Raw genomic sequence first — 25,377 nt, 5'->3', positions numbered from 1 at the left:
AAAGGATTATGTCGTCTCATTACGAAGCACCCATTAGAAAACCTTTAGTTATCGGAGATAAAACTTATCACGATGTAACTGTAGATGTAGCCGCTCCGGTAGAAGGAAGAGCCAATAAACAGTGGTGGACTGTATTTTCTATCGCATTAATCGCTTTCCTTTGGGGAATAGGTTGTATTGTATACACCATCTCTACCGGTATCGGATCATGGGGATTAAATAAAACTGTAGGTTGGGCTTGGGATATTACCAATTTCGTTTGGTGGGTAGGTATCGGTCACGCCGGAACACTTATCTCTGCGGTATTATTATTATTCCGTCAACGATGGAGAATGGCCATTAACCGTTCGGCAGAAGCAATGACCATCTTCTCGGTAATTCAAGCCGGATTATTCCCGATTATTCACATGGGTCGTCCATGGTTAGCCTACTGGGTAGTGCCGATTCCAAACCAATTCGGTTCTTTGTGGGTTAACTTCAACTCTCCGTTATTGTGGGACGTATTCGCGATTTCGACCTATCTTTCGGTATCCTTGGTGTTCTGGTGGACAGGTTTATTACCCGATTTCGCGATGCTAAGAGACCGTGCCGTAACGCCTTTCACAAAAAGAATTTATTCTATCCTTTCTTTCGGATGGAGTGGTAGAGCTAAAGATTGGCAACGTTTTGAAGAGGTTTCTTTAGTTTTGGCCGGTTTAGCAACTCCATTAGTACTTTCAGTACACACTATTGTATCCTTTGACTTTGCTACCTCGGTAATTCCGGGATGGCATACCACCATTTTCCCGCCTTATTTCGTTGCCGGTGCCGTTTTCTCCGGTTTCGCAATGGTAAACACACTTTTGATCATCATGAGAAAAGTGTCTAATCTTGAAGCTTACATTACCATCCAACATATCGAATTGATGAACATCATCATCATGATTACCGGTTCGATTGTAGGTGTAGCCTATATCACGGAGTTATTTGTGGCTTGGTATTCAGGTGTAGAGTACGAACAATATGCGTTCTTGAACAGAGCTACCGGTCCTTACTGGTGGGCGTATTGGTCGATGATGACTTGTAACGTGTTCTCTCCACAGTTCATGTGGTTCAAAAAATTGAGAACCAGCATCATGTTCTCTTTCATCATCTCTATTGTAGTTAACATTGGTATGTGGTTTGAGCGTTTTGTAATCATCGTGACTTCATTGCACAGAGATTACCTGCCGTCTTCATGGACCATGTTCCAACCTACATACATCGATATCGGAATCTTTATCGGTACCATAGGTTTCTTCTTTGTGTTATTCCTTTTGTATGCCAGAACATTCCCTGTGATTGCTCAGGCGGAGGTAAAAACCATTTTGAAATCTTCGGGAGAAAACTATAAAAGAGAAAGAGAAGCAAAAGGTCACAATCATTCAGATAAACATTAATAATTGCTATGAGTAGTAATAAAGTTATACACGCAATATACAATGATGATGATGTATTGATGGATGCAGTACACAAAACCAGAGCTGCGCATCATCACATTGAAGAAGTTTTTACTCCATTTCCGGTACACGGTTTGGATAAAGCAATGGGCATTGCTCCGACACGTTTAGCCATCTGTGCTTTCATTTACGGATGTATAGGATTAACAGTGGCCACCACCATGATGAATTACATCATGATACAAGATTGGCCGCAGGATATCGGGGGGAAACCTAGTTTTGCCTATTATCAAAACATGCCGGCTTTTGTTCCGGTTATGTTTGAGATGACCGTATTCTTTGCTGCCCACTTGATGGTGATTACTTTTTACATGAGAAGTAGATTATGGCCATTCAAGCAAGCGGAAAACCCTGATGTAAGAACAACCGATGATCACTTTTTAATGGAAGTGGCGGTGCATGATAATGAAGCTGAATTGGTGAAATTCTTTCAAGAAACCGGTGCAGTTGAAGTAAAAGTAATTGATAAGCATTAATATTAGATATGAAAAGTTTACTTAAAATAACAGTAGTGTTAGGTATCGTAGTAGGTGTATCTTCATGTAAAAATGACGAGAAGCCAAACTATCAGTATATGCCAAATATGTACGAATCTGTGGCTTATGAGACTTATTCAGAGTCTGATGCTTTCAATTCACCTACCGGACTTAAAGGGAAAGAAGGGCAAGAGCCGGCTGATGGCTCCATCAAAAGAGGTTTTGTGCCTTACGAATACCCAAACACTCCGGAAGCTTTAGTGGCTGTGAAAGCCGCTAACTTGAAGTCACCATTAGATTCTACCCAAGTGGATATGAAAAAAGCAGAAGAGCTTTTTACAATATACTGTGCCATTTGTCATGGTACTACCGGAGACGGTAAAGGTAAATTAGTAAGCAATGAGAAGTTCTTAGGTGTGCCAAGTTATAAAGACAGAGTCATCAACGAAGGAAGTATTTTCCACGTGGTAACTTACGGATTAAACTCCATGGGTTCTCATGCCAATCAGTTAAGTCAAACAGAGCGTTGGCAAGTGGCAGCATATGTAATGCAACTCAAAAGTAAATTATAATTGTAGAACAAACAGATTGTTATAGATATGTATACATTTTCAAGTAAATTAAAAACCTTTTCTTTTGTCCTAATGATCGTCGGTATCCTAGGGATTGGTTATGGTTTTTTAACTGCACCAAAGACTACTGCAGATGTGGAGGCCATTTTGAAAGCCGAAGAACATCACGGTGGCGGCCATGAAGCGAATGCAACTGCTCACGATGCACATGGTACTTCAACGGAGCACACTGCACCAGCGGCCGGGCACGATGCTAAAGCCAGTGCTGAACATACTGAACATTTAGAGCATGTTTTGCACCAATTGCAAAATAAGCCTTGGGCAGCTTTATACGTAGCCTGTTTGTTTTTCATGTTAATCGCTTTAGGCGCTTTGGCTTTCTATGCGATTCAACAAGTGGCACAAGCCGGTTGGTCTCCTGTGTTATTCCGTGTAATGCAAGGTATCACCGCTTATTTGTTGCCGGGCTCTATTATCTTATTTGTATTGTTACTATTATCAGGTCTCCATTTCAATCACTTATTTGTATGGATGAAAGACGGAGTTACCGAGGTAGGACATAAAAATTACGATCATTTGATCGCCGGTAAATCGGGGTATTTGAATTTTGCTTTTTGGATTATCAGAGCGGCTATCTTTATTGCAGGTTGGAATTTGTATCGTTACTTATCCAGAAAAAATTGTTTGGCACAAGATGAGGCCAGCGACAATTCTTTTTACAAAAAGAATTTCAAAATATCAGCGGCATTCTTGGTGTTCTTTATTGTTACCGAATCAATTATGTCATGGGATTGGATTATGTCGGTTGACCCGCATTGGTTCAGTACTTTGTTCGGTTGGTATGTTTTTGCCAGTTTCTTTGTAAGCGGTATTACGGCCATCTCTATGGTAACCCTTTACCTAAAATCTAAAGGATATTTACCAAATGTGAACTCAAGCCACATTCATGACTTATCTAAATTCATGTTTGGTATCAGTGTATTTTGGACCTACTTATGGTTCTCACAATTCATGTTGATTTGGTACTCTAACATACCGGAAGAGGTAACCTACTTCAAAACCAGAATTGAGCATTTCAATTTGCCGTTCTTTGGTGCGGTAGTAATGAACTTTGTGTTCCCGTTCTTGGTTTTAATCAATACCGATTTCAAACGTATCACTTGGATTATCGTTATGGCGGGAATTGTAATCTTGTTGGGCCACTATGTTGACTTCTTCAACATGATTATGCCGGCTACCGTAGGAGACCAATGGTTTATTGGTATCCCTGAAATTGCATCCGTATTGTTTTTCTTTGGGTTGTTTATTTTCGTGGTATTCAATGCCCTTACGAAAGCCCCATTAGAACCAAAACGCAATCCGTTTATTGAAGAAAGTAAACATTTTCATTATTAATATTTTAAAGTAAATTACAAATGACAACTTTTTTGGTACTTACAGTTGTAGTCTTATTAGCAGTTGCCCTGTGGCAGTTAACGAAGATATTTGACTTAACTCAAGTTGGCAGTGGAAATGTGAATGACACTCAAATAGCAAATGATAATGATAATAAAGTAAATGGCTTTTTGATGTTTGCTTTCTTAGGCTTTATTTATTTAACAACAATACTATGCTTATTGTATTATAGTGATTTACCGCTGATTGGAGATTCAGCTTCCGAACACGGACCTGAAGTAGACAGACTAATGGTGATTTCCTTGGTTTTAATCTTTATTGTTCAAACCGTTACTCAAGCGTTATTACACTATTTTGCTTTTAAATACAGAGGGAGACAAGGACAAAAGGCATTGTATTTTGCCGATAACAACAAGTTAGAATTCATCTGGAGTATTATCCCTGCGGTGGTATTAGCCGGTTTAATTTTATACGGCTTATATGCATGGACTAACATCATGTTTGTCGATGAAAAAGACGAGCAAGATGCTATTGTTATCGAATTATACGCCCAACAATTTAAATGGGAAGCGCGTTATGCCGGAGCCGATAATGTTTTAGGAAAAGCGAATGTACGATACATCGAAGGTGTAAATAATTTAGGGGTTGATTTGTCTGATCCAAATGCCCAGGACGATTTCACAGCAGCTGAGTTGCATATCCCTAAAGGGAAAAGAGTAATCTTTAAAATGCGTTCGCAAGATGTTTTACACTCTGCCTACATGCCGCACTTTAGAGCACAGATGAACTGTGTTCCGGGTATGGTGACTTCTTTCTCGTTTGTGCCAACATTAACTACGGCCGAAATGAGAGAAAAACCGGCTATCATTCAAAAAGTGGCCAATATCAACGCAATCAGAGCAAAGAAGAGTGAAGAGTTAGTGGCAAAAGGACAAACAGCTCTTGACCCGTATACTTTTGACTACTTATTGTTGTGTAACAAAATTTGTGGTGCTTCACACTACAACATGCAAATGAAAATCGTAGTGGATTCTCCGGAAGATTTCAAAAATTGGTTAAAAGAGAATTCACCTAAAACCATTGTACAAGCTGTGAAAACAGCTGCAGCCGAAGCAAAAGCTTCTGAAGAAAGTGCAACGCAACAACCTAAAGATTCAGCTGCAGCTCCTGCTGCTGATACTACCGTTGTTGCACAGGCAGAAATGAAACAATAATAAAATTTAAAAGTTTATCTATATGTCAGCAGTAGCTCACAATCACGATCACGGTCACGACGCACACGAACACCACCATAAAGATACGTTCATTACTAAATATATCTTTAGTATTGACCATAAGATGATCTCTAAGCAATACCTTATTACCGGTATTATTATGGGAATCATTGGTGTTGGAATGTCTATGCTATTCAGAATGCAATTGGCTTGGCCGGAAGAATCTTTTAAAGTTTTCAGTTTTTTCCTTGGCGAAAGAATGGCACCGGGTGGTGTGATGAATAATGAAACGTATTTAGCACTCGTTACGATACATGGTACTATCATGGTATTCTTTGTACTAACAGCCGGTTTGAGCGGTACTTTCAGTAACTTATTAATTCCGTTGCAAATTGGTGCCCGAGATATGGCTTCAGGATTTCTAAATATGGTGTCATATTGGTTGTTCTTCTTGTCCAGTGTGGTAATGGTTATCTCATTATTTGTTGAGTCAGGACCGGCATCAGCAGGTTGGACTATTTATCCGCCTTTGAGTGCCTTACCACAAGCGATGTCGGGTTCAGGAGCCGGTATGACATTATGGTTAGTATCTATGGCCATCTTTATTGCATCATCACTTTTAGGATCCTTGAATTATATTGTTACCGTAATCAACCTTAGAACAAAAGGGATGTCAATGACAAGATTACCGCTAACTGTATGGGCTTTCTTTATCACAGCTATCATCGGGGTTATCTCATTCCCGGTACTGTTGTCTGCGGCCTTAATGTTGATCATGGACAGAAGCTTCGGAACTTCGTTCTTCTTATCGGATATTTACATTGCAGGCGAAGTATTACACTACCAAGGAGGTTCTCCGGTATTGTTTGAACACTTATTCTGGTTCCTGGGTCACCCGGAAGTATACATTGTATTGTTACCGGCGTTGGGTATTACTTCTGAGGTAATTGCGACCAACTCTCGTAAACCTATCTTCGGTTACCGCGCGATGATTATGTCGATTATTGCTATCGCTTTCTTATCTACTATCGTTTGGGGTCACCATATGTTTATTTCAGGGATGAATCCGTTCTTAGGTTCGGTATTTACCTTTACTACCTTATTGATTGCGATTCCTTCTGCCGTAAAAGCATTCAACTATATTACCACGCTATGGAAAGGGAACTTGCAGTTAAACCCTGCGATGTTGTTCTCTATCGGATTGGTTTCTACCTTCATCACCGGAGGTTTAACGGGAATCATCTTAGGGGATAGTACTTTGGATATCAACGTGCACGATACCTACTTCGTAGTAGCACACTTCCACTTGGTAATGGGTATTTCTGCTTTATACGGTATGTTTGCCGGTATTTACCACTGGTTCCCTAAAATGTTCGGAAGAATGTTAAACAAAAACTTAGGATACGTTCACTTTTGGGTTACCGCTGTTTGTGCGTATGGAGTATTCTTCCCAATGCACTTTATCGGTATGGCCGGATTACCACGTCGTTATTACACCAATACCAACTTCCCGTTATTTGACGATTTACAAAATGTAAACGTAATTATTACCACGTTTGCCTTAGTTGGGGGTGTTTTCCAGTTAGTATTTATTTACAACTTCTTCAGCAGTATCTTCTACGGAAAACGTACTGTTCAAAATCCTTGGAAATCCAATACCTTGGAGTGGACCGCACCAATCGAGCACATCCACGGCAACTGGCCGGGCGAAATTCCTCACGTACACAGATGGCCTTACGATTACAGTAAACCGGGTCACGATGAAGATTTCGTTCCTCAAAATGTACCGATGAAAGAAGGAGAACAGCAATTACACCACTAATCCTCAAACTCATATAAAAAAATGCCTTTCACCTGAAAGGCATTTTTTTTGGCATCAAACTTTATCCTATATTTGTGCTATGAACGAAAATCTAAATCCGACCAATTTCAATTATAATCCCGAGGAACTTGATCTTGAAAAAAGATTAAGACCACTCAGTTTTGACGATTTTACCGGTCAGGATCAGGTACTCGAAAACCTAAAAGTTTTTGTAGAAGCAGCCAACCTGCGCAGCGAAGCACTCGACCATACCCTTTTTCATGGTCCTCCGGGATTAGGAAAAACAACCTTAGCCAATATTTTAGCTAATGAACTCGGTGTCGGCATCAAAATCACGTCCGGTCCCGTTTTAGATAAACCGGGAGATTTAGCCGGATTACTCACCAATCTCGAGGAGCGCGATGTGTTGTTTATCGATGAAATTCACCGACTCAGTCCCGTCGTTGAGGAATACCTCTATTCGGCTATGGAAGATTTCAAAATTGATATCATGATTGAGTCCGGCCCAAATGCTCGCAGTGTTCAAATCAACTTAAATCCTTTTACTTTAGTTGGCGCCACTACGCGTTCCGGTTTGCTCACCGCGCCCATGCGCGCCCGTTTCGGCATCCAAAGTCGTTTGCAATATTACAACACCGAATTACTCACTACTATCGTACAACGCAGTTCCGGTATTCTCAAAATGCCGATTACCATGGAAGCCGCCATCGAAATTGCCGGTCGCAGCCGCGGGACACCGCGTATCGCTAATGCGTTGTTACGTCGTGTCCGTGATTTCGCCCAAATCAAAGGGAATGGCAAAATCGATATCGAAATTGCCCGTTTTTCACTCCAAGCACTCCACGTCGATGCGCATGGGTTAGACGAAATGGACAACAAAATCTTATCCACCATCATCGATAAGTTCAAAGGCGGTCCGGTGGGTCTTTCCACGCTAGCCACAGCAGTTTCCGAAAGCGGTGAAACCATCGAGGAGGTCTACGAACCGTTCCTCATCCAAGAGGGGTTCATCGTCAGAACGCCACGAGGCCGTGAAGTCACCGAGAAAGCCTACAAGCATTTAGGTAAAATCAACACCAACATACAAGGCGGATTGTTCTAGGGCATTTCCTTCGCTTGTGCCCTACACAAGCTCAGGCCGGGCTTTCCGCACTCGCTTTTTGGGCTCCGCCCAAAAGAGCTTAAAACAAATGCTCCAATCCCTAATGCCAATGAATGCCAATACATCAAAATACGCGCAATTAATAAAAGCCGAAGCCCAACGCCTCGGTTTTCTCTCTTGCGGGATTTCCCAAGCCGGTTTTCTCGAAGAAGAAGCGCCGCGCTTGGAACGCTGGCTCCAAAACGGATACCACGGTCAAATGCAGTACATGGAAAATCATTTTGACAAGCGTTTAAACCCAACCTTATTGGTAGACGACGCCAAAAGTGTGATTTCATTACTACTCAATTATTATCCCGAGGAACAGCAAAACCCCGAGAGCTATAAAATTTCCAAATACGCCTACGGTCAGGATTACCATTTTGTCATCAAAGAAAAACTCAGAGCCTTGTTGCATTACATCCAAACCGAAATCGGTGAAGTAGGCGGTCGCGCTTTTGTCGATTCGGCTCCGGTATTAGACAAAGCCTGGGCAGCCAAAAGCGGTCTGGGTTGGATTGGAAAAAACAGCAATCTGTTAACCCAACAAGTCGGCTCTTTTTATTTCATCGCTGAGCTGATAGTCGATTTAGAATTGGAATATGACAATCCCACAACCGACCACTGCGGCACTTGCACGGCTTGCCTCGACGCTTGTCCCACACAAGCCATAGTAGCCCCTTATGTAGTTGATGGCAGCAAATGTATTTCGTATTTTACCATCGAACTCAAAGAAAACATCCCCAATGATATGAAAGGGAAATTCGACGATTGGATGTTCGGCTGCGATGTTTGCCAGGATGTGTGTCCGTGGAACCGTTTTTCTAAGCCACATCGTGAACCTTTATGGCAACCGCATCCCGATTTACTTTCCATGACCAAAAAGGACTGGGACGAAATTACCGAAGATACCTTTCGAAAAGTGTTTAAGAATTCAGCCGTAAAACGAACCCAATACCGAGGATTACAACGAAATATTGCTTTTTTAAAGTAAACCGTGCTAAAAGAGTAGCCAAATGTTTCGATATTTCCGTTAGTCTTCTACCTTTGTAAGTCAGAACAAAACAAACCGAAATGAATAAATACAGCAAGCGAAGAGAAGCGCTTTTATATCATGCCAAGCCTACCCCGGGTAAGATTAAAATTGTGCCTACCAAAAAATACGCCACACAAAGAGACTTATCCTTAGCCTATTCACCGGGTGTTGCCGAACCTTGCTTGGAGATTGCCAAAGATGTCAATAATGTCTATAAATATACCGCCAAAGGAAATTTGGTAGCTGTAATCAGCAATGGTACTGCGGTTTTGGGCTTGGGCGATATTGGTCCCGAAGCGTCCAAACCAGTAATGGAAGGAAAAGCGTTGTTGTTTAAAATCTTCGCCGACATCGATGTGTTTGACATTGAAGTCGATACCAAAGACGTCGATAAGTTTATCGAAACCGTTAAAAACATTGCGCCTACTTTCGGCGGAATCAACCTGGAAGATATCAAAGCACCGGAGTCGTTTGAAATTGAGCGCCGTTTAGTGGAAGAGCTCAACATTCCGGTGATGCACGATGACCAACACGGTACGGCTATTATTTCCTCGGCTGCGTTATTGAATGCGTTGGAGTTAGCCAAAAAGAAAACCACCGAGGTTAAAATTGTGGTTTCAGGAGCCGGATCAGCTGCCTTGGCATGTGCCAATTTGTACATCTTGTTGGGGGTAAAACCCGAAAACATTGTGATGTTTGATAAAGATGGCGTGTTGTCTCCCGAGCGAACCGACTTGTCCGATTTGCAACGAAGATATACCCACGGGAAACAAGGTACTACGTTGGCCGATGCCATGGTAGGAGCCGATGTGTTCTTAGGACTCTCAGCCGGAAATATTTTAACGCCCGAAATGTTACTTTCCATGGCCAAAAACCCTATCGTATTTGCTATGGCCAATCCGATACCCGAGATAGATTACGACTTAGCTGTGGCGACACGCAAAGATATTATCATGGCTACCGGTCGTTCCGATCATCCGAACCAAGTGAACAATGTACTCGGATTTCCGTATATTTTCCGTGGGGCACTCGATGTACGAGCCACTAAAATTAATGAAGAAATGAAAATGGCGGCCGTACATGCTTTGGCCGAATTAGCTAAGGAACCGGTGCCTGAACAAGTAAACATAGCCTATGGCGAAACCCGATTGAATTTTGGTAAAGATTACATCATTCCCAAACCTTTTGACCCTCGATTGATAGCCGTGGTGGCACCGGCAGTGGCCAAAGCCGCCATGAATTCGGGTGTTGCCTTACATCCGATTACCGATTGGAGCAAGTATGAAGAAGAATTATTAGAGCGTCTCGGTTCTGATAACAAAATGGTTAGACTCTTGTCGAATAGGGCAAAAACCGATCCGAAACGAGTTGTTTTTGCCGAAGCCGATCACTTAGATGTTTTGAAAGCGGCTCAAATTGCTTACGAAGAAGGTATTGCTAAACCAATTTTATTGGGTAACAAAGAACTGATTTTGGAACTCAAAGAAGAACTTGGTTTTGAAGCCGATGTGCCTATTTTTGATCCCAAAACCAAAGAAGAAGACCAACGTCGCATGCAATACGCCGACACGTATTGGAAATCGAGACAACGTCGCGGAATTTCACTCTTGGACGCTCAAAAATGGATGCGCGAACGCAATTATTTTGCCGCGATGATGGTCAATGAAGGGGATGCTGATGCCATGGTGTCGGGTTATTCCAGAAGTTACCCGTCGACCGTAAAACCGTTGATGCAATTAATAGGAAAAGCACCGGGAATTACCCTGATTGCCACGACTAATATGATGATGACCAACCGCGGTCCTATGTTTTTATCGGATACCGCCATCAACCCGAATCCGACGGCCGATGAGTTGGCCAAAATTGCTTTGATGACGGCCAAAACGGTTCGTATGTTTGGGATGGAACCCGTAATTGCGATGGTTTCCTTTTCTAATTTTGGGTCTTCTTCCTATGAAAGTGCTACAAAAGTCAGAGAAGCAGTGGCTTATTTGCATAAATATTATCCGGATTTGATTGTGGATGGGGAAATCCAAACCGATTTTGCATTGAATCAGGAAATGTTGGAAAAGAAGTTTCCGTTCTCTAAATTGGCAGGAAAGAAAGTGAACACATTAGTGTTCCCTAATTTAGAAGCCGCGAACATCAACTACAAACTTTTAAAAGAATTGTACAAGGTAGATTCGGTAGGTCCGATTATGTTGGGAATGGAAAAAGCAGTGCATATTTTCCAATTGGGGGCGAGTGTGGAAGAAATGGTCAATATGGTGGCCGTGGCCGTGGTGGATGCACAAGAAAAAGAGAAACGTAAAAAAGCCACAACAAAATAGATTTGGTATATTGTTCAGATATTAACGCTTCGATAACGTCTGTTTAAGAATTTTGTTATATTTGAAATAAGATTTTAATTAAAATGATTGCACATATTCAGGGAAAATTAGTCGAAAAAACACCAACAGAGGTGGTAATCGACTGTAATGGTGTGGGTTATCATGTTAATATATCTTTACATACATTTTCATTACTCCCCAATTCCGATTTTGTCAAACTGTATACGCATCTTCAAATTAAAGAAGATGCCCATGCTCTTTTTGGTTTTATGGAAAAGTCAGAAAGAGAACTTTTTAGATTGCTGTTGTCGGTATCGGGGATAGGTGCCGGTATTGCCCGCACCATGCTTTCCTCGCTAGATCCGAAGCAAATCATACAAGCGATTGGAAGTGGTGATGTGGGTACGATACAATCCATTAAAGGAATCGGTGGGAAAACGGCCCAGAGAGTGATTTTGGATTTAAAAGAAAAAGTGTTAAAAATCTATGACTTAGATGAAATTTCAGCATCTCAACACAATATAAACAGAGAAGAATCGTTATCTGCTTTGGAAGTTTTGGGTTATGTCAGAAAGAATGCGGAAAAAGTAGTGGATAAAATCATCAAAGAAAATCCACAGGCTACGACAGAAATAATAATTAAACAAGCATTAAAAAATTTGTAATTTTTGGAAACACTATACGCGACAAAATCATTTGACAACTTAAAAAAAATCCTTTTTGGGATTATGATGTTGTTGAGTGTTACTGTTTTTTCTCAGATAAATCCGACGGCTCAAGATTCAACCGGATACGCCACCGGAAGAGTTGAAATTAATAACCCGAACAGTATTGTGAATGCCTATACCTATGATCCGGCAACCAATCGTTATATTTACACCAGTACATTTGAAGGGTTCAATATTAATTATCCCATCATTTTAACACCGAAAGAATATGAGGAGCTGGTGCTGAGAGAGTCGATGCGCGATTATTTTAAAACAAAATCAGATGCTATTGACGGTAAGAAAGACGGTAGTGAAGCCAACAAAAAAGACTTATTGCCGAGATACTATGTAAATTCCGGTTTTTTTGAAACCATTTTCGGCGGCAATACTATCGACGTAAAACCGACGGGATCGGTTGAAATGGATTTAGGTGTTCGGTATACCAAACAGGATAATCCGGCTTTTTCTCCCCGAAACAGAGCACAAACTACTTTCGATTTTGACCAGCGAATCAGCATGAGTTTGATGGGTAAAGTGGGGACACGATTAAATGTGAATGCGAATTATGATACCGAATCAACTTTTGCTTTTCAAAACTTAATCAAACTCGAATATACACCAACAGAAGACGATATTATTCAGAAAATTGAAGTCGGTAACGTAAGTATGCCGCTTACCAATTCGCTGATTCGAGGTGCTCAGAGTTTGTTTGGGGTAAAAGCACAGTTGCAATTCGGAAAGACTACGGTAACCGGCGTTTTCTCAGAACAAAAATCACAAACCAAATCGGTAACTGCTCAAGGTGGCGGAACCATTCAGGATTTTGAAATCTTCGGATTGGATTATGATGCTGACCGACACTTCTTCTTATCACAATATTTTAGAAACAAGTATGATTTTGCCCTGCGCAATTATCCGTATATCAACAGTCGTGTACAAATTACCCGAATAGAAGTGTGGGTTACCAACCGTCAAAATCGTGTTAGCACGACCAACAATAACCTTAGAAATATTGTAGCGATTCAAGATTTGGGAGAGTCGCAATACAACGGAATTCCGGACAACCGCTTAGTGGCCATCACACCGCAACCTGCGAACTTCTTCGTCTACAACTCCACGCAAACACCACCCGATAATGAAGGCAATGTTCCGGCCGACAACAACAATAACCTATACGACCCCGAACTTATTATAACCGGTGGCGGTTTGTTGAATTCCAACATCAGAGATATTGTAACATCCAGTGCCGGATTCAACAACGTAGTAGATGAAGGAACCGATTATTCCAAATTAGAGAATGCGCGAAAATTAGCCCCGAATGAATTTACCTATCATCCGCAGTTAGGGTATGTTTCACTACAACAGCGTTTGGCCAACGACGAAGTCTTGGCCGTAGCGTATCAGTATACTATTGGTGATGATGTCTATCAAGTTGGAGAGTTTGGGACCGATGGCGTTGATGCTACAGTCGTAGACAACACAGACACCTCCAATCAAACCGTTTCTTCCCAGAGTTTGATTTTGAAAATGCTCAAAAGTAATTTAACGAATGTCCAAAAACCGGTTTGGAACTTGATGATGAAAAACATTTATCAAATTCCGGGCGCGTTTCAATTAGAGCAGGAAGATTTCAGGATGAATATTATGTACACCGATCCTTCACCGCTAAACTATATTACACCGGCAAACAGTACTTCGCCGTTACCTACCAATGTGGCGGAAACACCCTTGTTAAAAGTATTCAATGTAGACCGATTAAATTACAACAATGACCCTCAGGAAGGCGGAGACGGTTTTTTTGATTTTATGCCGGGATTAACCGTAGACCAACAAAACGGACGCATCATTTTTACTACCGTTGAGCCTTTTGGTAAACATCTTTTCGACAAGTTAAAAACCACAGATCCGGCTGAAGATTATTACCAGGATTATTTTGCCGATATTCCTTCAATTTCATCATTTAATGATAATCAGGAGAAATATGTGTTCCGTGAAATGTATCGCAGAACGCAAGCAGCGGCTTTACAGGATGCGGCCAAAAATAAATTTCAATTAAAAGGAAGATTTAAATCGACCGGCGGAGACGGTATTCCAATCGGCGCCTACAATGTTCCGAGAGGTTCGGTAGTAGTGACGGCCGGCGGAAGAGTATTGCAGGAAGGCGTAGACTACAGTGTTAATTACCAAGCAGGTCGGGTTCAAATTTTAGATCCTTCGTTGCAAGCTTCCAATACACCTATTCAGGTTTCGGTAGAAAACAACTCCACCTTCGGGCAACAAACCAGAAGGTTTATGGGAATCAATGTGGAGCATAAATTCTCCGATAAATTATTGGTGGGGGGTACCTTCATCAAAATGACAGAAAGACCGTTTACCAACAAATCGAACTATGGTCAGGAGTCGGTTAACAATTCCATTTTCGGATTCAATGTGAATTATTCGACCGAAGTACCATTCTTAACACGATTAGCGAATAAATTACCAAATGTTGATACCGATGTTCCTTCGAATTTCTCCTTGCGCGGTGAAGTGGCATTTTTGAAACCCGATACCCCAAAAGCCGATCAGTTTCAAGGGGAATCAACCGTTTATGTAGATGACTTCGAGGGCTCGCAAACCACTATTGATATGCGTTCGGCGCTGTCGTGGAGTTTGTCTTCCACACCAAGATGGCAAGCCGGAGTAGATTATAATGATTTCGGATCCACAGCGGTCGACTTGTCCTATGGATTCAAAAGAGCCAAGTTAAATTGGTATACTATTGATCCAACGTTGTATGTGGAAACACCGGGAGACATCGGTCAGGACGGAATCTCGCTCAACAGTACCCGACGAATATTCAGCCGGGAATTGTTCCCGAATTTGGAAATCGCCGTGGGTCAAACTCAAGTAATTAATACCTTAGACTTGACGTACTATCCCAACGAAAGAGGGCCATATAATTACAATCCGGAAGCGCTGAATCCGTCGGGGTTTGTCAATCCGGCTGAGAATTTTGGGGGTATTATGCGGGCCATTAACTCGACTAACTTTGAGCAAAGTAACGTTGAATACATTCAGTTTTGGGTAATGGATCCGTATTTCGATCCGGCCAACCCTACTGCGGAAGCCAGCAGCACCAACACCGGAGATATTTATTTCAACTTAGGTGAGATATCTGAAGACATCCTAAAAGACGAGCGCAAACAATATGAGAACGGTTTGCCTTCCAACAGCAGTTCGCAGTCACTGACCAATACTACAGTATGGGGAAAAGTGCCTTCTTCCCAATCTTTAATTTATGCTTTTGATGTTGACGGTGCTAACCGGGATGCACAAGATGTTGGTTTAGACGGTGTGAATGACGATGCGGAACGCAATTTATCGGGAATCGGAGGCTATGCCACCTATGATGACCCGGCTGCCGATAATTACCAATATTTCTTGAGTGCCACAGGAACCAGTATCTTTGAAAGATATAAAAACTACAACGGATTAGAGGGCAACTCTCCGGTAGCGGTTTCCAATAACAACCGAGGGTCGACAACGATTCCCGATGTGGAAGATATCAACCGCGACAATACCATGAATACCGTGAATGCCTATTACGAGTATAGGGTAAAAATGGAACCGGGTTCTTCGCCGAATATGCAGGTAGGTCAAAACTTTATCACCGATATCCGAACTACCAATGGTATCGAATTACCCAACGGGAATACCGGCAGCGCCCGTTGGTATCAGTTTAAAATTCCGGTAACACAGCCCGAAAACGTTGTGGGAAGTATCAGCGATTTCCGTTCCATTCGTTTCATGAGAGTTTTTATGACCGGATTTACACAACCCATCACGCTTCGTTTCGGAGCCTTAGATTTGGTGCGCGGGGAATGGAGACGTTATGAGAATTCGTTCCAACCTACCGATAACGACCCTGATGATGACAATACTAATTTTGATGTGTTGGCGGTGAATATCCAAGAAAATGCAGCCAGAGTGCCGATACGGTATGTAACACCACCGGGAGTTATCCGAGAGCAGCAAAATATGAACAATCAAATCATCAATCAAAATGAACAATCCCTGTCATTACGAGCCGGAGGACAAGGGTTGGAAGTTGGTGATTCGAGAGCGGTATTCAAAAATGTGAGTGTCGACATGCGTCAGTTTAACAAGCTGAAAATGTTCTTGCATGCCGAGGCTTTACCAACAGATACCTCTCCTTTGTTAGACAATCAAATGGTAGCCTTTATCCGTTTTGGAAATGACTTTACCAACAACTATTATCAAGTGGAGATTCCGTTAAAGGTTACTCCGTTTGGCGCTACCCTGGCTGATGTGATTTGGCCGGAAGAAAACGAGTTGAATTTGGCTATGAATTTGTTGACCAAAATGAAAATCAGAGCCCTGCAAATCAATACCGCCAGTTTACCGGGAGAAGGGATATATTATCCGGATGACGATGGGACTTTACCGGATGGTGACGGAGATCCGTTATTGCGATTGGGAATTAAAGGAAACCCGAATTTCGGTTTGGTTCGAACGCTAATGGTGGGAATCAAAAACAACCATACCGACAGGGTCAGAGGGGAAGTTTGGTTCAACGAGTTGCGCATTGCCGATATGGATAACAAAGGCGGGATGGCAGCCGTAGTCAATGTGGATACCAATATGGCCGATTTTGCCAACATGTCGGCTACCGGTAGAATGAGCACGATTGGTTTCGGAGCCTTGGAAGCCGGTCCGAATGAAAGAAGTCGGGAAGACATGCAACAATACAACATTGTAACCAATTTTAGTTTAGGCAAACTATTGCCGAAAAAATGGGGTATCAATTTGCCGTTTAATTATGCGGTGGGAGAAGAAACCATTACACCGGAATACGATCCGTACCAACAGGATATTCGATTGGAGCAGTTATTAGACAATACCACCGATGCTGCTGAAAGAGATAATATCCGAAACCGAGCTATTGATTATACCAAAAGAAAGAGCATTAACTTTATCGGGGTTAAAAAGGAAAGAGCGCCCGAACAGAAACAGCGCATCTATGATCCTGAGAATTTAACCCTTTCGTATTCGTATAATGAAACGGAAAAGCACAATTATGAAATTGAAAACTATTTGGATCAACAAGTAATCACCTCTGTCGATTATACGTATTCTTTCAAACCGAAGACGGTGGAACCGTTCAAAAAAAGCAAGTATTTTAAAAAGAGCAGTTATTGGAAAATGCTGAGCGACTTTAATTTCAATTACCTGCCGGCGAGCATCTCCTTCAGTTCTAATATTAACCGACAATACAACAGACAGCAATTCCGACAAGTGGATGTCGATGGTATTGCTCTTGATCCGTTGTTCCGCAGAAATTATATGTTTAATTACCAATATGGTTTTAACTATAACATCACCAAATCTTTGAAGGTGAATTTCACCGCGGCTACCCATAATATTGTGCGTTCGTATTTGAATGAAGATAACGTGCCGGACAACAGCTATACCTTGTGGACCGACTTCTGGAATATTGGTACGCCAAACCAACACAACCAACAAATAGTAGTCAACTACGAATTGCCGCTCAACAAATTACCGTTCTTAGCGTTTGTGAAATCGACGTATTCCTATACCGGAGATTACAGCTGGCAACGGGCCTCCTTGGCGATGGCCTCCGTAGAAGATGTAGACGGAACAGTATACAACCTTGGAAACACCATTCAAAATGCCGGTTCCCATCGTTTGAATACGGCCTTTAACATGGAATTGTTATACAAGTATTTGGGCTTAGGAAAAAAACCGGCAACGGCACCAAAGCCAACTGCCGCTCCAAAACCGGGTGAAAAAATCACCAATACCCGAAACCAACCGGCCACTAATTCTAATGAATTCTTAAACGGATTGAAAGGGGTATTAACCAGCGTTAAAAATGTTCAGATTAATTATACCCGTAACGAGGGAACGATGCTTCCGGGATTCTTGCCAAGCTTAGGCTTCTTTGGTTCGGCCAAACCATCGTTTGGGTTCGTATTCGGTGCACAAGACGATATTCGCTATGAAGCAGCCAAAAGAGGTTGGTTAACGACCTATCCGGATTTTAATCAAAACTACACCCAAACCATTACCAAGACTTTGGAAATGACGGCTAACGTGGATTTATTTCCTGATTTTAAAATCGATCTGACGGCTAATCGAACGTATTCCGAAAATTATTCCGAGCAGTACGATGTGGATGAAGCTACCGGGATGTACAATCCGCGCTCGCCTTACAGTTTCGGAAACTTCTCGATTTCTACCGTTTTAATCGGGACTTCCTTTAGCAAAAGCGACGAAAACGGGTCGGTTACTTTTGACGAATTTAGAGCAAACCGTATCAAAATTGCGGATAGGTTAGCAGCGGAATACTATGGTGGTACTATTCCGAGATACGGAGACCCGGCAAACCCGATTCCGCTACCGTCAGATCCGAATTATGCTTTTTATGTAGCCAACAAAGATTACCCGATAGGTTTTGGTAAAAACAACCAAGCCGTACTAATTCCGGCTTTCATGGCAGCTTATACAGGAACATCAGCAGACGGTGTTTCACTGAGCGCTTTCCGCAACTTGCCTATTCCGAACTGGAATGTCAAATACAGCGGTTTGATGCGTTACAAGTTCTTTAAAGATCGATTCAAGCGTTTCTCGATTCAGCATGCGTATCGTGCTTCGTATACCATCAATTCTTTCCGTTCTAATTTTGATTACAATCCTTCCGGCAGTAATCAGGATAACGGCGGTATCGGTAACTTCTACAACAAAACCATCATCGGAAATATCAACTTAGTGGAGCAATTCAATCCGTTAGTTCGTTTGGATTTTGAAATGAAAAATTCATTCAAAATTTTAGCCGAGATGAAAAAGGACCGAAGCTTATCGATGAGTTTTGACAACAATCTCTTAACCGAAGTACAAGGACACGAGTATATTCTTGGGTTGGGTTATCGTTTCAAAGATGTTATTTTCTCTTCGAAATTAGCCGACAATCCTACCGGAATCATCAAGAGTGATTTGAATGTGAAAGTAGATTTCTCCTACCGAAACAACAAAACCATTGTTCGTTATTTGGATTACGATAACAATCAGTTGGGCGGCGGACAAAACATTTGGTCGGCAAAATTAACGGCTGATTATTCCTTCAGTAAAAACCTGACGGCTATTTTCTTCTATGATCATTCGTTCTCTAAACCGGTTATATCCACTTCGTTCCCGTTAACCAATATCAGAACCGGATTTACCATGCGTTATAATTTCGGAAATTAATAAAGTTTTGAGTTAAAGATTGTATTAATTTGTACAGAAATCATACTTTTGAAGAAATTTTAAAACACAACATAACCCGAGGCATCCGGTATTAAGAAATAATAATTAGTTGGAGTGCCGCGGAATAAAACAAACAAACGAATGAACATACCAAGCAATTTAAAGTACACAAAAGACCACGAATGGGTTTTAGTTGATGGTGATACCGCTACTGTAGGAATTACCGATTTCGCTCAAAAAGAATTAGGTGATATTGTGTATGTAGAAGTGGAAACCTTAGACCAAACACTCGACAAAGACGAAGTTTTCGGTACTGTGGAAGCGGTGAAAACCGTATCCGATTTATTCTTGCCTTTAAGTGGTGAAATCATCGAGTTTAATGATGATTTAGAGTCCAATCCGGAACAGGTTAATACCGATCCGTACGGCAAAGGTTGGATGATAAAAGTGAAAATCGCCAACCCGTCGGAAATCGATGAATTATTGTCCAGTGATGCTTACAAAGAACTCATTGGTGCTTAAGAAAACAATACGAAGTCTGGCCATTGGCTGGACTTTTTTAATTCTGATTCTTTGTCTGGTGCGATTTGGGGATTTACCCGAGGTTAAGGTAGAAGGCGCCGATAAGTACGGACATTTTACGTTCCATTTCATGTTTACATTACTGTGGAGTTACAGCAAGTATGTACAACAACGACAGATTAGCGTACGGGATGTTATGAAGATTGTTTTGTGTTCTTTGTTGTATGGTATTGTGATTGAATTTTTACAAGAAGCCTTTACCGTAACCCGACATGCCGATGTCTTTGATGTGTTGGCCAATTTGGCCGGAGCATTCACCGCTTTTTTTGTGGTGGTTGGAATGCAAAGACTTAAAAAAGACTAAAAGATCAGATTTCGTTTTCCATAGAATTACCGTCTTGTTTTTTTAAGAAATGAGACGGATTTTTTTTTACTTTTATCGCATGAATATAAAACCGTATCTCGATTCCACCTATTTAAAAACAGCAGCGCAAGCGGGCTTGTCTGAAACTGAAAACCGCAACGTTGTGAAAAGCTTTATCCAGGAAGCCATCGATGAAAATTTCAAGCTGATTATGATTCGTCCCAACCATGTAAAAATGGCCAAGGAGATGATTGCCAAGGCGAATTCAAAGTTGCTCATCGGAACTGTTATTTCTTTTCCGGAAGGAACGAATTCACTTGAAGATAAATTGAAAGAAGCCACACAAGCCATTGAAGACGGCGTCGACGAGCTCGATTATGTTTGCAACTACGAGGCTTTCAAAAAAGGCGACACAGAAACGGTTAAGACCGAAGTATTAAAAGGAACGCAACTGGCCTTTGCCCATCACAAAGTAGCCAAATGGATTATTGAAGTGGCGGCTCTCACGGATGATCAGATAATTCAAATTTCGGCCTTGATTAAAAATGTAGTCATTACCCATTTCAAAGAAGATTGCTTTCCGAATGTTTTTGTTAAATCCTCCACCGGGTTTTATAAAACCGAAAATAACAAGCCTAACGGAGCCACAGTACCAACAATCATACTGATGTTGGAAAATGCTTCGCCTTTACCGGTAAAAGCAGCAGGCGGAGTTCGCACATATGAAGAAGCAGAAGAGATGATTCGTTTAGGAGTAAAAAGGATTGGAACTTCGGCCGCCAAAACCATCGCTGATGGTAAAACAGCTACCGGTAATTATTAAAACATATTGCTTTAAGATGAGAAACCTATTTTCTGTATTGTTTTTATTTTCCTTAATTTCCAATGCACAAGTAAATCGAACCAACGCCGAGAAGTTTCCGGTTTTCCCTGCTTGTGAAGGTTTGGACAAATCCGATTTAGAGCTGTGTTTTTACAATCAGGTGCAAGATAATGTCTATCAAAATTTTAAAGTTCCGGAGTCGTTAAAAGCAAATAATTTCAAAGGGACTGTCATTGTCATTTTTGAAGTAAACGATAAAGGGGCTTTCAAAGTTATCTATGTAGACGCTTCAGATGAGGCTTTAATCGCAGAGAGCAAAAGAGTTTTTGAACAAATGCCGAAAATAAGTCCGCCTACCTACAATGGCCGCCCTGTTTACGCGAAATACACCATCAGAATTGCCATACCGTTACAAAGCTCGGCCGAAATTGCAGCGGCAAAAATCGCAGAAAAAGAAGCCGCAGCGGCTGCGGAGAAAGCGAGTTATGTATACAAACCCAATGATAAATTTCTTTCCGAAGTAGACAGTATCAAGTATCGAAAGTTTGATAATCCGCAATATCAAAGTCATTTAAACATTCCTTTTTCGCATAGTTATTATGCGCAGTTTGATGACGACATGAATCAGGTGGGCGCCAACAATCATACCGGTTCCAAGCCGTATGCCTATGCTGATGTAGCCAAATATTATAATTTTTCTCAAGTCAATCAATCACTGCTAAAAAACAAACAAGGTTGGTGGGGAAAGAAATTTTGGAATGAGAATTTGGTTCAAATGCAAGGGGAAGATTACTGGTTTACGCTCAATCCGATAGTGGACTTGCAATTCGGAAAAAGTGACCCAAGTGTGGCTCAGTATACCTACGTAAATACCCGCGGAATTCAGTTTAACGGCGGCTTAGGTAAAGAAATCAACTTCACCACTACCGTTTTTGAAAGTCAGGGCCGCTTTGCGGATTATTTTAACCGCTACGCCGAGTCGCTGGCGCCGGCAGGCGGAAACCCGGCCATTATTCCGGGTATGGGAATTGCCAAAAGATTCAAGTCGGACGCCTACGATTTCCCGTTGGCCGAAGCTAATTTAGCCTATACGCCCAGTAAGTTTATCAACATGAATTTGGGTTACGGGCGAAACTTTATTGGCGATGGGTATCGTTCGCTGTTGTGGAGTGATGGCGCGAGTCCGTATCCGTATTTCAAACTCAACACTACTTTTTGGAAAATTAAATACACTAATTTGTACACTTGGTTAAAAGACGTACGTCCTGATGTGACCCAAGACCGAACCTATGCGACTAAGTTTGCGGCGGCACATTATTTAAGTTTAAATATCAGCTCTAAATGGAATATCGGTTTGTTTGAATCGGTGGTTTGGACCAACAAAAACAACCGCGGTTTTGATATGAGTTTTGTCAACCCGATTATATTCTATCGTTCGGTTGAATTTGCTTCTTCGGCACGTAGCGGAAATGCGATGCTTGGGTTAACTTCCAAATACAAGTGGAATAATCAAATTCAGTTTTACGGCCAATTTTTAGTGGATGAGTTTTCGTTAAATGACATTAAATCGGGTGAAAAAAGTTGGAAAAATAAGTTTGGTTTTCAACTCGGAGCGAAATACTTCAATGCCTTCAACATTAAAAACTTATTGTTGCAAACCGAATATAATGTAGTGCGTCCTTATGTGTATGCGCATAGCGAAGTCATTACCAATTATGGACACAACAACCAAAGCTTAGGTCACCAATGGGGCGGTAATTTCAGAGAATTTATTGCCATTGCCCGCTACCATAACGGACGTTATTTTGCCGATGCTAAAATTACGGTTGGGACGCGAGGGCTCGACTTCAATAATGATAATGATACCTTCAATTACGGAAGTGATATTTACCGTGATTATGAAGAAGGGCGTCCTTATGATGTAGGCGTAACTGTAGGTCAAGGGAACAGTACGAATGTTTTTATTGCCGATTTGCAAGCCGGCTATTTGGTGAATCCCGTTACGAATATGAAAGTGTTCGGAAGTTTGATATACCGAAACTTTACTCCGGCTACCGAAACTGCTTTGGCGGTCAAAGAGAGTACCACTTGGTTTTCTATTGGCTTACGTTGTGACATTTTTAATTGGTATTTCGATTATTAATCTTTTTTTGATTCAAACTTTCGCAATTAAAAATCTCGTTTTTGATTAGGCGGTATCTTCTTCCTATACAAATTCTCTTGTGGCTGCTGCCTCTTAATTTAGGAGGCAATTCCTTGGCCTTGGGGAATTCTTATTCTTTTCACAGCTCTTTTTGGTGATTTGTGCTCGTTTTCAGTAACTTGAAACGATAGTTAAAGTATTGCTAAAGTTCAGGAGCAAATTAATTTTTGTTTAACTTTGAAGTGAAAATGTTAAACATTTTTAATTCGCCCACTCTACTTCCTACTTTTTATTTTGCTTGAATTTTTAATTAAGTATCAATAATAACGTCAAAATCATTACCTATGAAAAACAAAAACATCACGCTAACAGTAGCTAAAACCGTGTTGGTTTTATTTGTGACAGCATTCGGATTCACATCATGTTCTACCGACGACAATGGGTCTAATGACACTGCATCGTCTAAACTTTCCATCAAAGAAACCTTTGATGCGTACAATCGTGCTCCGGCTCCCGGAAATTCTTCTATTGCCGGAATAGCAGTTAACGGTGGGTTTAACGAATTGGTAAACGCATTGGTGTATGTTGACAGCGAATTGAATACCGGTTTGGTAGACTTGTTTGCCAACGGTACGGATCAGTATACCGTTTTTGCTCCAACCGACCAAGCGTTTCAAAATTTATATGCCGCATTAAATGTGAGCAGCATAACAGAGCTTCCGGCTCCCTTAGTAAGAGATGTTTTGTTGTATCATGTGACTGAGGGAAGACGTGCGGCTAACAGTGTAGTTCCTAAGCGCGGAACACGTGAAATAACAACACTTTTAGGAAGTCAGTTTTCGGTAACTCCGTCAGGTTCTATCAATGCGATAGGGAATACTGCCACGATTACAGCGGCTAATATTTCGGCATCCAACGGAATTATCCACGTGATTGATACCGTTTTGTTGCCAATCAACTAAATTTCAACAATTCTTTACCATTAAAGAGACCGGTTGTATCGGTCTCTTTTTTTTAGTTGGTAAAGGTGATGTACAAAGTTGCATTCCAACCGATAGACTTCCCGGTTCAGAAGAACTAAAGGCGATTGGGTGTAAACGGAATTTTTCAATATTTTTTGTCAATTGTTTTTGTCAAATCGTTTTCTATAAAGTACCTTTGCGGCAGCTTACAATTACCGATGAACGCGACGGCAAATACTTTTTCTTTTAAACAAATTGCAATAGATTTTAAAGAAATCACGAAGGCAGGATTAGCCATCAGTGTGGTGTTTTCGTCGATAGCCGGATATCTCTTGGGCGTTCCTGATTTTGAAAGTCTCCAATCCGCAACACTTTTGATGTTGGCTGTTGGAGGGTATTGCATGGTTGGTGCTTCCAATGCGTTCAATCAAGTTATTGAAAAAGATTTGGATGCCTTAATGGATCGTACCAAAAACCGACCGGTAGCATCGGGACGGATGGCGCCGAACCATGCTTTGTTTGTGGCCAGCTTACTTACTATAATCGGTTTAATTTTATTGTATTTAATCAATCCGAAATCGGCCATGTTTGGTGCGATTTCTATTTTTTTATATACCAGTGTTTATACGCCGCTAAAGACGGTAACTCCGCTCTCGGTTTTTGTGGGAGCCTTTCCGGGTGCTATCCCTTTTATGTTGGGTTGGGTGGCAGCTACTGATAATTTCGGAATTGAAGCGGGAACGCTGTTCCTGATTCAATTTTTTTGGCAGTTCCCTCATTTTTGGGCTATTGGCTGGTTCTTGTATGATGATTATGAAAAAGCCGGGTTTTTTATGTTGCCTACCGGGAAAAGAGATAATTCGACCGCTTTGCAAACGATATTGTATTCTATATGGTTGCTGGTCGCTTCCATGTTGCCGTGTTTAGGGTATACCGGGAAATTGTTTATATCGCCAATAGCAGCCGGGATTGTATTCTTGTTGGGATTGTGGATGATTTTTTACGCCGTGCGATTATACCGATTACGAACTCCCAAAGCCGCCCGAACGTTAATGTTGGTGAGTGTGTTATACATTACCTTGTTACAAATAGTTTATATAACAGATAAATTTTTAAGATAGTT

17 protein-coding genes are annotated in these 25,377 nt (G+C 41.4%); all 17 read left to right on the top strand.

The window, feature by feature from the left end; all coding sequences use genetic code 11:
* Window positions 1–8 precede the first annotated feature (8 nt).
* A complete protein-coding gene (gene nrfD, locus QHT84_RS00165; protein ID WP_283237514.1) occupies window positions 9–1,418 on the top strand; it encodes an NrfD/PsrC family molybdoenzyme membrane anchor subunit in 1,410 nt (469 codons plus the stop codon).
* Between the two features lie 8 nt (window positions 1,419–1,426).
* Window positions 1,427–1,954: a DUF3341 domain-containing protein gene (locus tag QHT84_RS00160; RefSeq protein ID WP_283237513.1), complete on the top strand. Its 528-nt coding sequence runs from the start codon at window positions 1,427–1,429 to the stop codon at window positions 1,952–1,954.
* A gap of 8 nt (window positions 1,955–1,962) precedes the next feature.
* Window positions 1,963–2,526 (top strand): c-type cytochrome, encoded by a 564-nt coding sequence (locus tag QHT84_RS00155; RefSeq protein ID WP_283237512.1) that lies wholly within the window; start codon window positions 1,963–1,965, stop codon window positions 2,524–2,526.
* Window positions 2,527–2,553: 27 nt separating this feature from the next.
* Window positions 2,554–3,921 (top strand): quinol:cytochrome C oxidoreductase, encoded by a 1,368-nt coding sequence (locus tag QHT84_RS00150; protein ID WP_283237511.1) that lies wholly within the window; start codon window positions 2,554–2,556, stop codon window positions 3,919–3,921.
* 20 nt (window positions 3,922–3,941) lie between these two features.
* Entirely contained in the window at window positions 3,942–5,135 is a 1,194-nt protein-coding gene (locus tag QHT84_RS00145) for a cytochrome c oxidase subunit II (protein ID WP_283237510.1), read from the top strand.
* 22 nt (window positions 5,136–5,157) lie between these two features.
* Entirely contained in the window at window positions 5,158–6,957 is a 1,800-nt protein-coding gene (locus QHT84_RS00140; protein WP_283237509.1) for a cytochrome c oxidase subunit I, read from the top strand.
* A gap of 79 nt (window positions 6,958–7,036) precedes the next feature.
* Window positions 7,037–8,059: a Holliday junction branch migration DNA helicase RuvB gene (gene ruvB, locus QHT84_RS00135; RefSeq protein ID WP_283237508.1), complete on the top strand. Its 1,023-nt coding sequence runs from the start codon at window positions 7,037–7,039 to the stop codon at window positions 8,057–8,059.
* Between the two features lie 109 nt (window positions 8,060–8,168).
* A complete protein-coding gene (gene queG, locus QHT84_RS00130; RefSeq protein WP_283238295.1) occupies window positions 8,169–9,092 on the top strand; it encodes a tRNA epoxyqueuosine(34) reductase QueG in 924 nt (307 codons plus the stop codon).
* An 80-nt stretch (window positions 9,093–9,172) separates the two neighbouring features.
* Entirely contained in the window at window positions 9,173–11,464 is a 2,292-nt protein-coding gene (locus QHT84_RS00125) for an NADP-dependent malic enzyme (RefSeq protein WP_283237507.1), read from the top strand.
* 83 nt (window positions 11,465–11,547) lie between these two features.
* Complete coding sequence (ruvA, locus tag QHT84_RS00120) at window positions 11,548–12,129, top strand: Holliday junction branch migration protein RuvA (protein WP_283237506.1); 582 nt, start codon at window positions 11,548–11,550, stop codon at window positions 12,127–12,129.
* A gap of 63 nt (window positions 12,130–12,192) precedes the next feature.
* The gene (gene sov, locus QHT84_RS00115) at window positions 12,193–19,440 is read left to right on the top strand and encodes a T9SS outer membrane translocon Sov/SprA (protein ID WP_407649229.1); all 7,248 of its coding nucleotides are present in this window, start codon (window positions 12,193–12,195) and stop codon (window positions 19,438–19,440) included.
* A 141-nt stretch (window positions 19,441–19,581) separates the two neighbouring features.
* The gene (gene gcvH / locus QHT84_RS00110; RefSeq protein ID WP_283237505.1) at window positions 19,582–19,962 is read left to right on the top strand and encodes a glycine cleavage system protein GcvH; all 381 of its coding nucleotides are present in this window, start codon (window positions 19,582–19,584) and stop codon (window positions 19,960–19,962) included.
* Window positions 19,934–20,326, top strand: coding sequence for a VanZ family protein (locus tag QHT84_RS00105; RefSeq protein WP_283237504.1), 393 nt, complete (start codon window positions 19,934–19,936; stop codon window positions 20,324–20,326). Before gcvH ends, QHT84_RS00105 begins: the two co-directional genes overlap by 29 nt.
* A gap of 79 nt (window positions 20,327–20,405) precedes the next feature.
* Window positions 20,406–21,149, top strand: coding sequence for a deoxyribose-phosphate aldolase (deoC, locus tag QHT84_RS00100; RefSeq protein ID WP_283237503.1), 744 nt, complete (start codon window positions 20,406–20,408; stop codon window positions 21,147–21,149).
* Between the two features lie 16 nt (window positions 21,150–21,165).
* Window positions 21,166–23,292 carry an energy transducer TonB gene (locus QHT84_RS00095; protein WP_283237502.1) on the top strand — a complete coding sequence of 709 codons (2,127 nt, stop codon included), beginning with the start codon at window positions 21,166–21,168 and terminating at the stop codon, window positions 23,290–23,292.
* A gap of 344 nt (window positions 23,293–23,636) precedes the next feature.
* Window positions 23,637–24,254, top strand: a complete 618-nt coding sequence (locus QHT84_RS00090) for a fasciclin domain-containing protein (RefSeq protein WP_283237501.1) — start codon at window positions 23,637–23,639, stop codon at window positions 24,252–24,254.
* A gap of 218 nt (window positions 24,255–24,472) precedes the next feature.
* Entirely contained in the window at window positions 24,473–25,375 is a 903-nt protein-coding gene (gene cyoE / locus QHT84_RS00085) for a heme o synthase (protein ID WP_283237500.1), read from the top strand.
* Window positions 25,376–25,377 lie beyond the last annotated feature (2 nt).

This window comes from Flavobacterium sedimenticola, assembly GCF_030053345.1.
GTDB lineage: Bacteria > Bacteroidota > Bacteroidia > Flavobacteriales > Flavobacteriaceae > Flavobacterium > Flavobacterium sedimenticola.
Note: the sequence above shows the minus strand (reverse complement) of the source record. Positions and strands in the feature narration are given on the sequence as shown.

Bases quoted from the DNA above. Each gene is read 5' to 3' on its own strand.
- nrfD (WP_283237514.1), top strand. From the start codon at position 9: ATGTCGTCTCATTACGAAGCACCCATTAGAAAACCTTTAGTTATCGGA.
- QHT84_RS00160 (WP_283237513.1), top strand. From the start codon at position 1,427: ATGAGTAGTAATAAAGTTATACACGCAATATACAATGATGATGATGTA.
- QHT84_RS00155 (WP_283237512.1), top strand. From the start codon at position 1,963: ATGAAAAGTTTACTTAAAATAACAGTAGTGTTAGGTATCGTAGTAGGT.
- QHT84_RS00150 (WP_283237511.1), top strand. From the start codon at position 2,554: ATGTATACATTTTCAAGTAAATTAAAAACCTTTTCTTTTGTCCTAATG.
- QHT84_RS00145 (WP_283237510.1), top strand. From the start codon at position 3,942: ATGACAACTTTTTTGGTACTTACAGTTGTAGTCTTATTAGCAGTTGCC.
- QHT84_RS00140 (WP_283237509.1), top strand. From the start codon at position 5,158: ATGTCAGCAGTAGCTCACAATCACGATCACGGTCACGACGCACACGAA.
- ruvB (WP_283237508.1), top strand. From the start codon at position 7,037: ATGAACGAAAATCTAAATCCGACCAATTTCAATTATAATCCCGAGGAA.
- queG (WP_283238295.1), top strand. From the start codon at position 8,169: ATGAATGCCAATACATCAAAATACGCGCAATTAATAAAAGCCGAAGCC.
- QHT84_RS00125 (WP_283237507.1), top strand. From the start codon at position 9,173: ATGAATAAATACAGCAAGCGAAGAGAAGCGCTTTTATATCATGCCAAG.
- ruvA (WP_283237506.1), top strand. From the start codon at position 11,548: ATGATTGCACATATTCAGGGAAAATTAGTCGAAAAAACACCAACAGAG.
- sov (WP_407649229.1), top strand. From the start codon at position 12,193: ATGATGTTGTTGAGTGTTACTGTTTTTTCTCAGATAAATCCGACGGCT.
- gcvH (WP_283237505.1), top strand. From the start codon at position 19,582: ATGAACATACCAAGCAATTTAAAGTACACAAAAGACCACGAATGGGTT.
- QHT84_RS00105 (WP_283237504.1), top strand. From the start codon at position 19,934: ATGCTTACAAAGAACTCATTGGTGCTTAAGAAAACAATACGAAGTCTG.
- deoC (WP_283237503.1), top strand. From the start codon at position 20,406: ATGAATATAAAACCGTATCTCGATTCCACCTATTTAAAAACAGCAGCG.
- QHT84_RS00095 (WP_283237502.1), top strand. From the start codon at position 21,166: ATGAGAAACCTATTTTCTGTATTGTTTTTATTTTCCTTAATTTCCAAT.
- QHT84_RS00090 (WP_283237501.1), top strand. From the start codon at position 23,637: ATGAAAAACAAAAACATCACGCTAACAGTAGCTAAAACCGTGTTGGTT.
- cyoE (WP_283237500.1), top strand. From the start codon at position 24,473: ATGAACGCGACGGCAAATACTTTTTCTTTTAAACAAATTGCAATAGAT.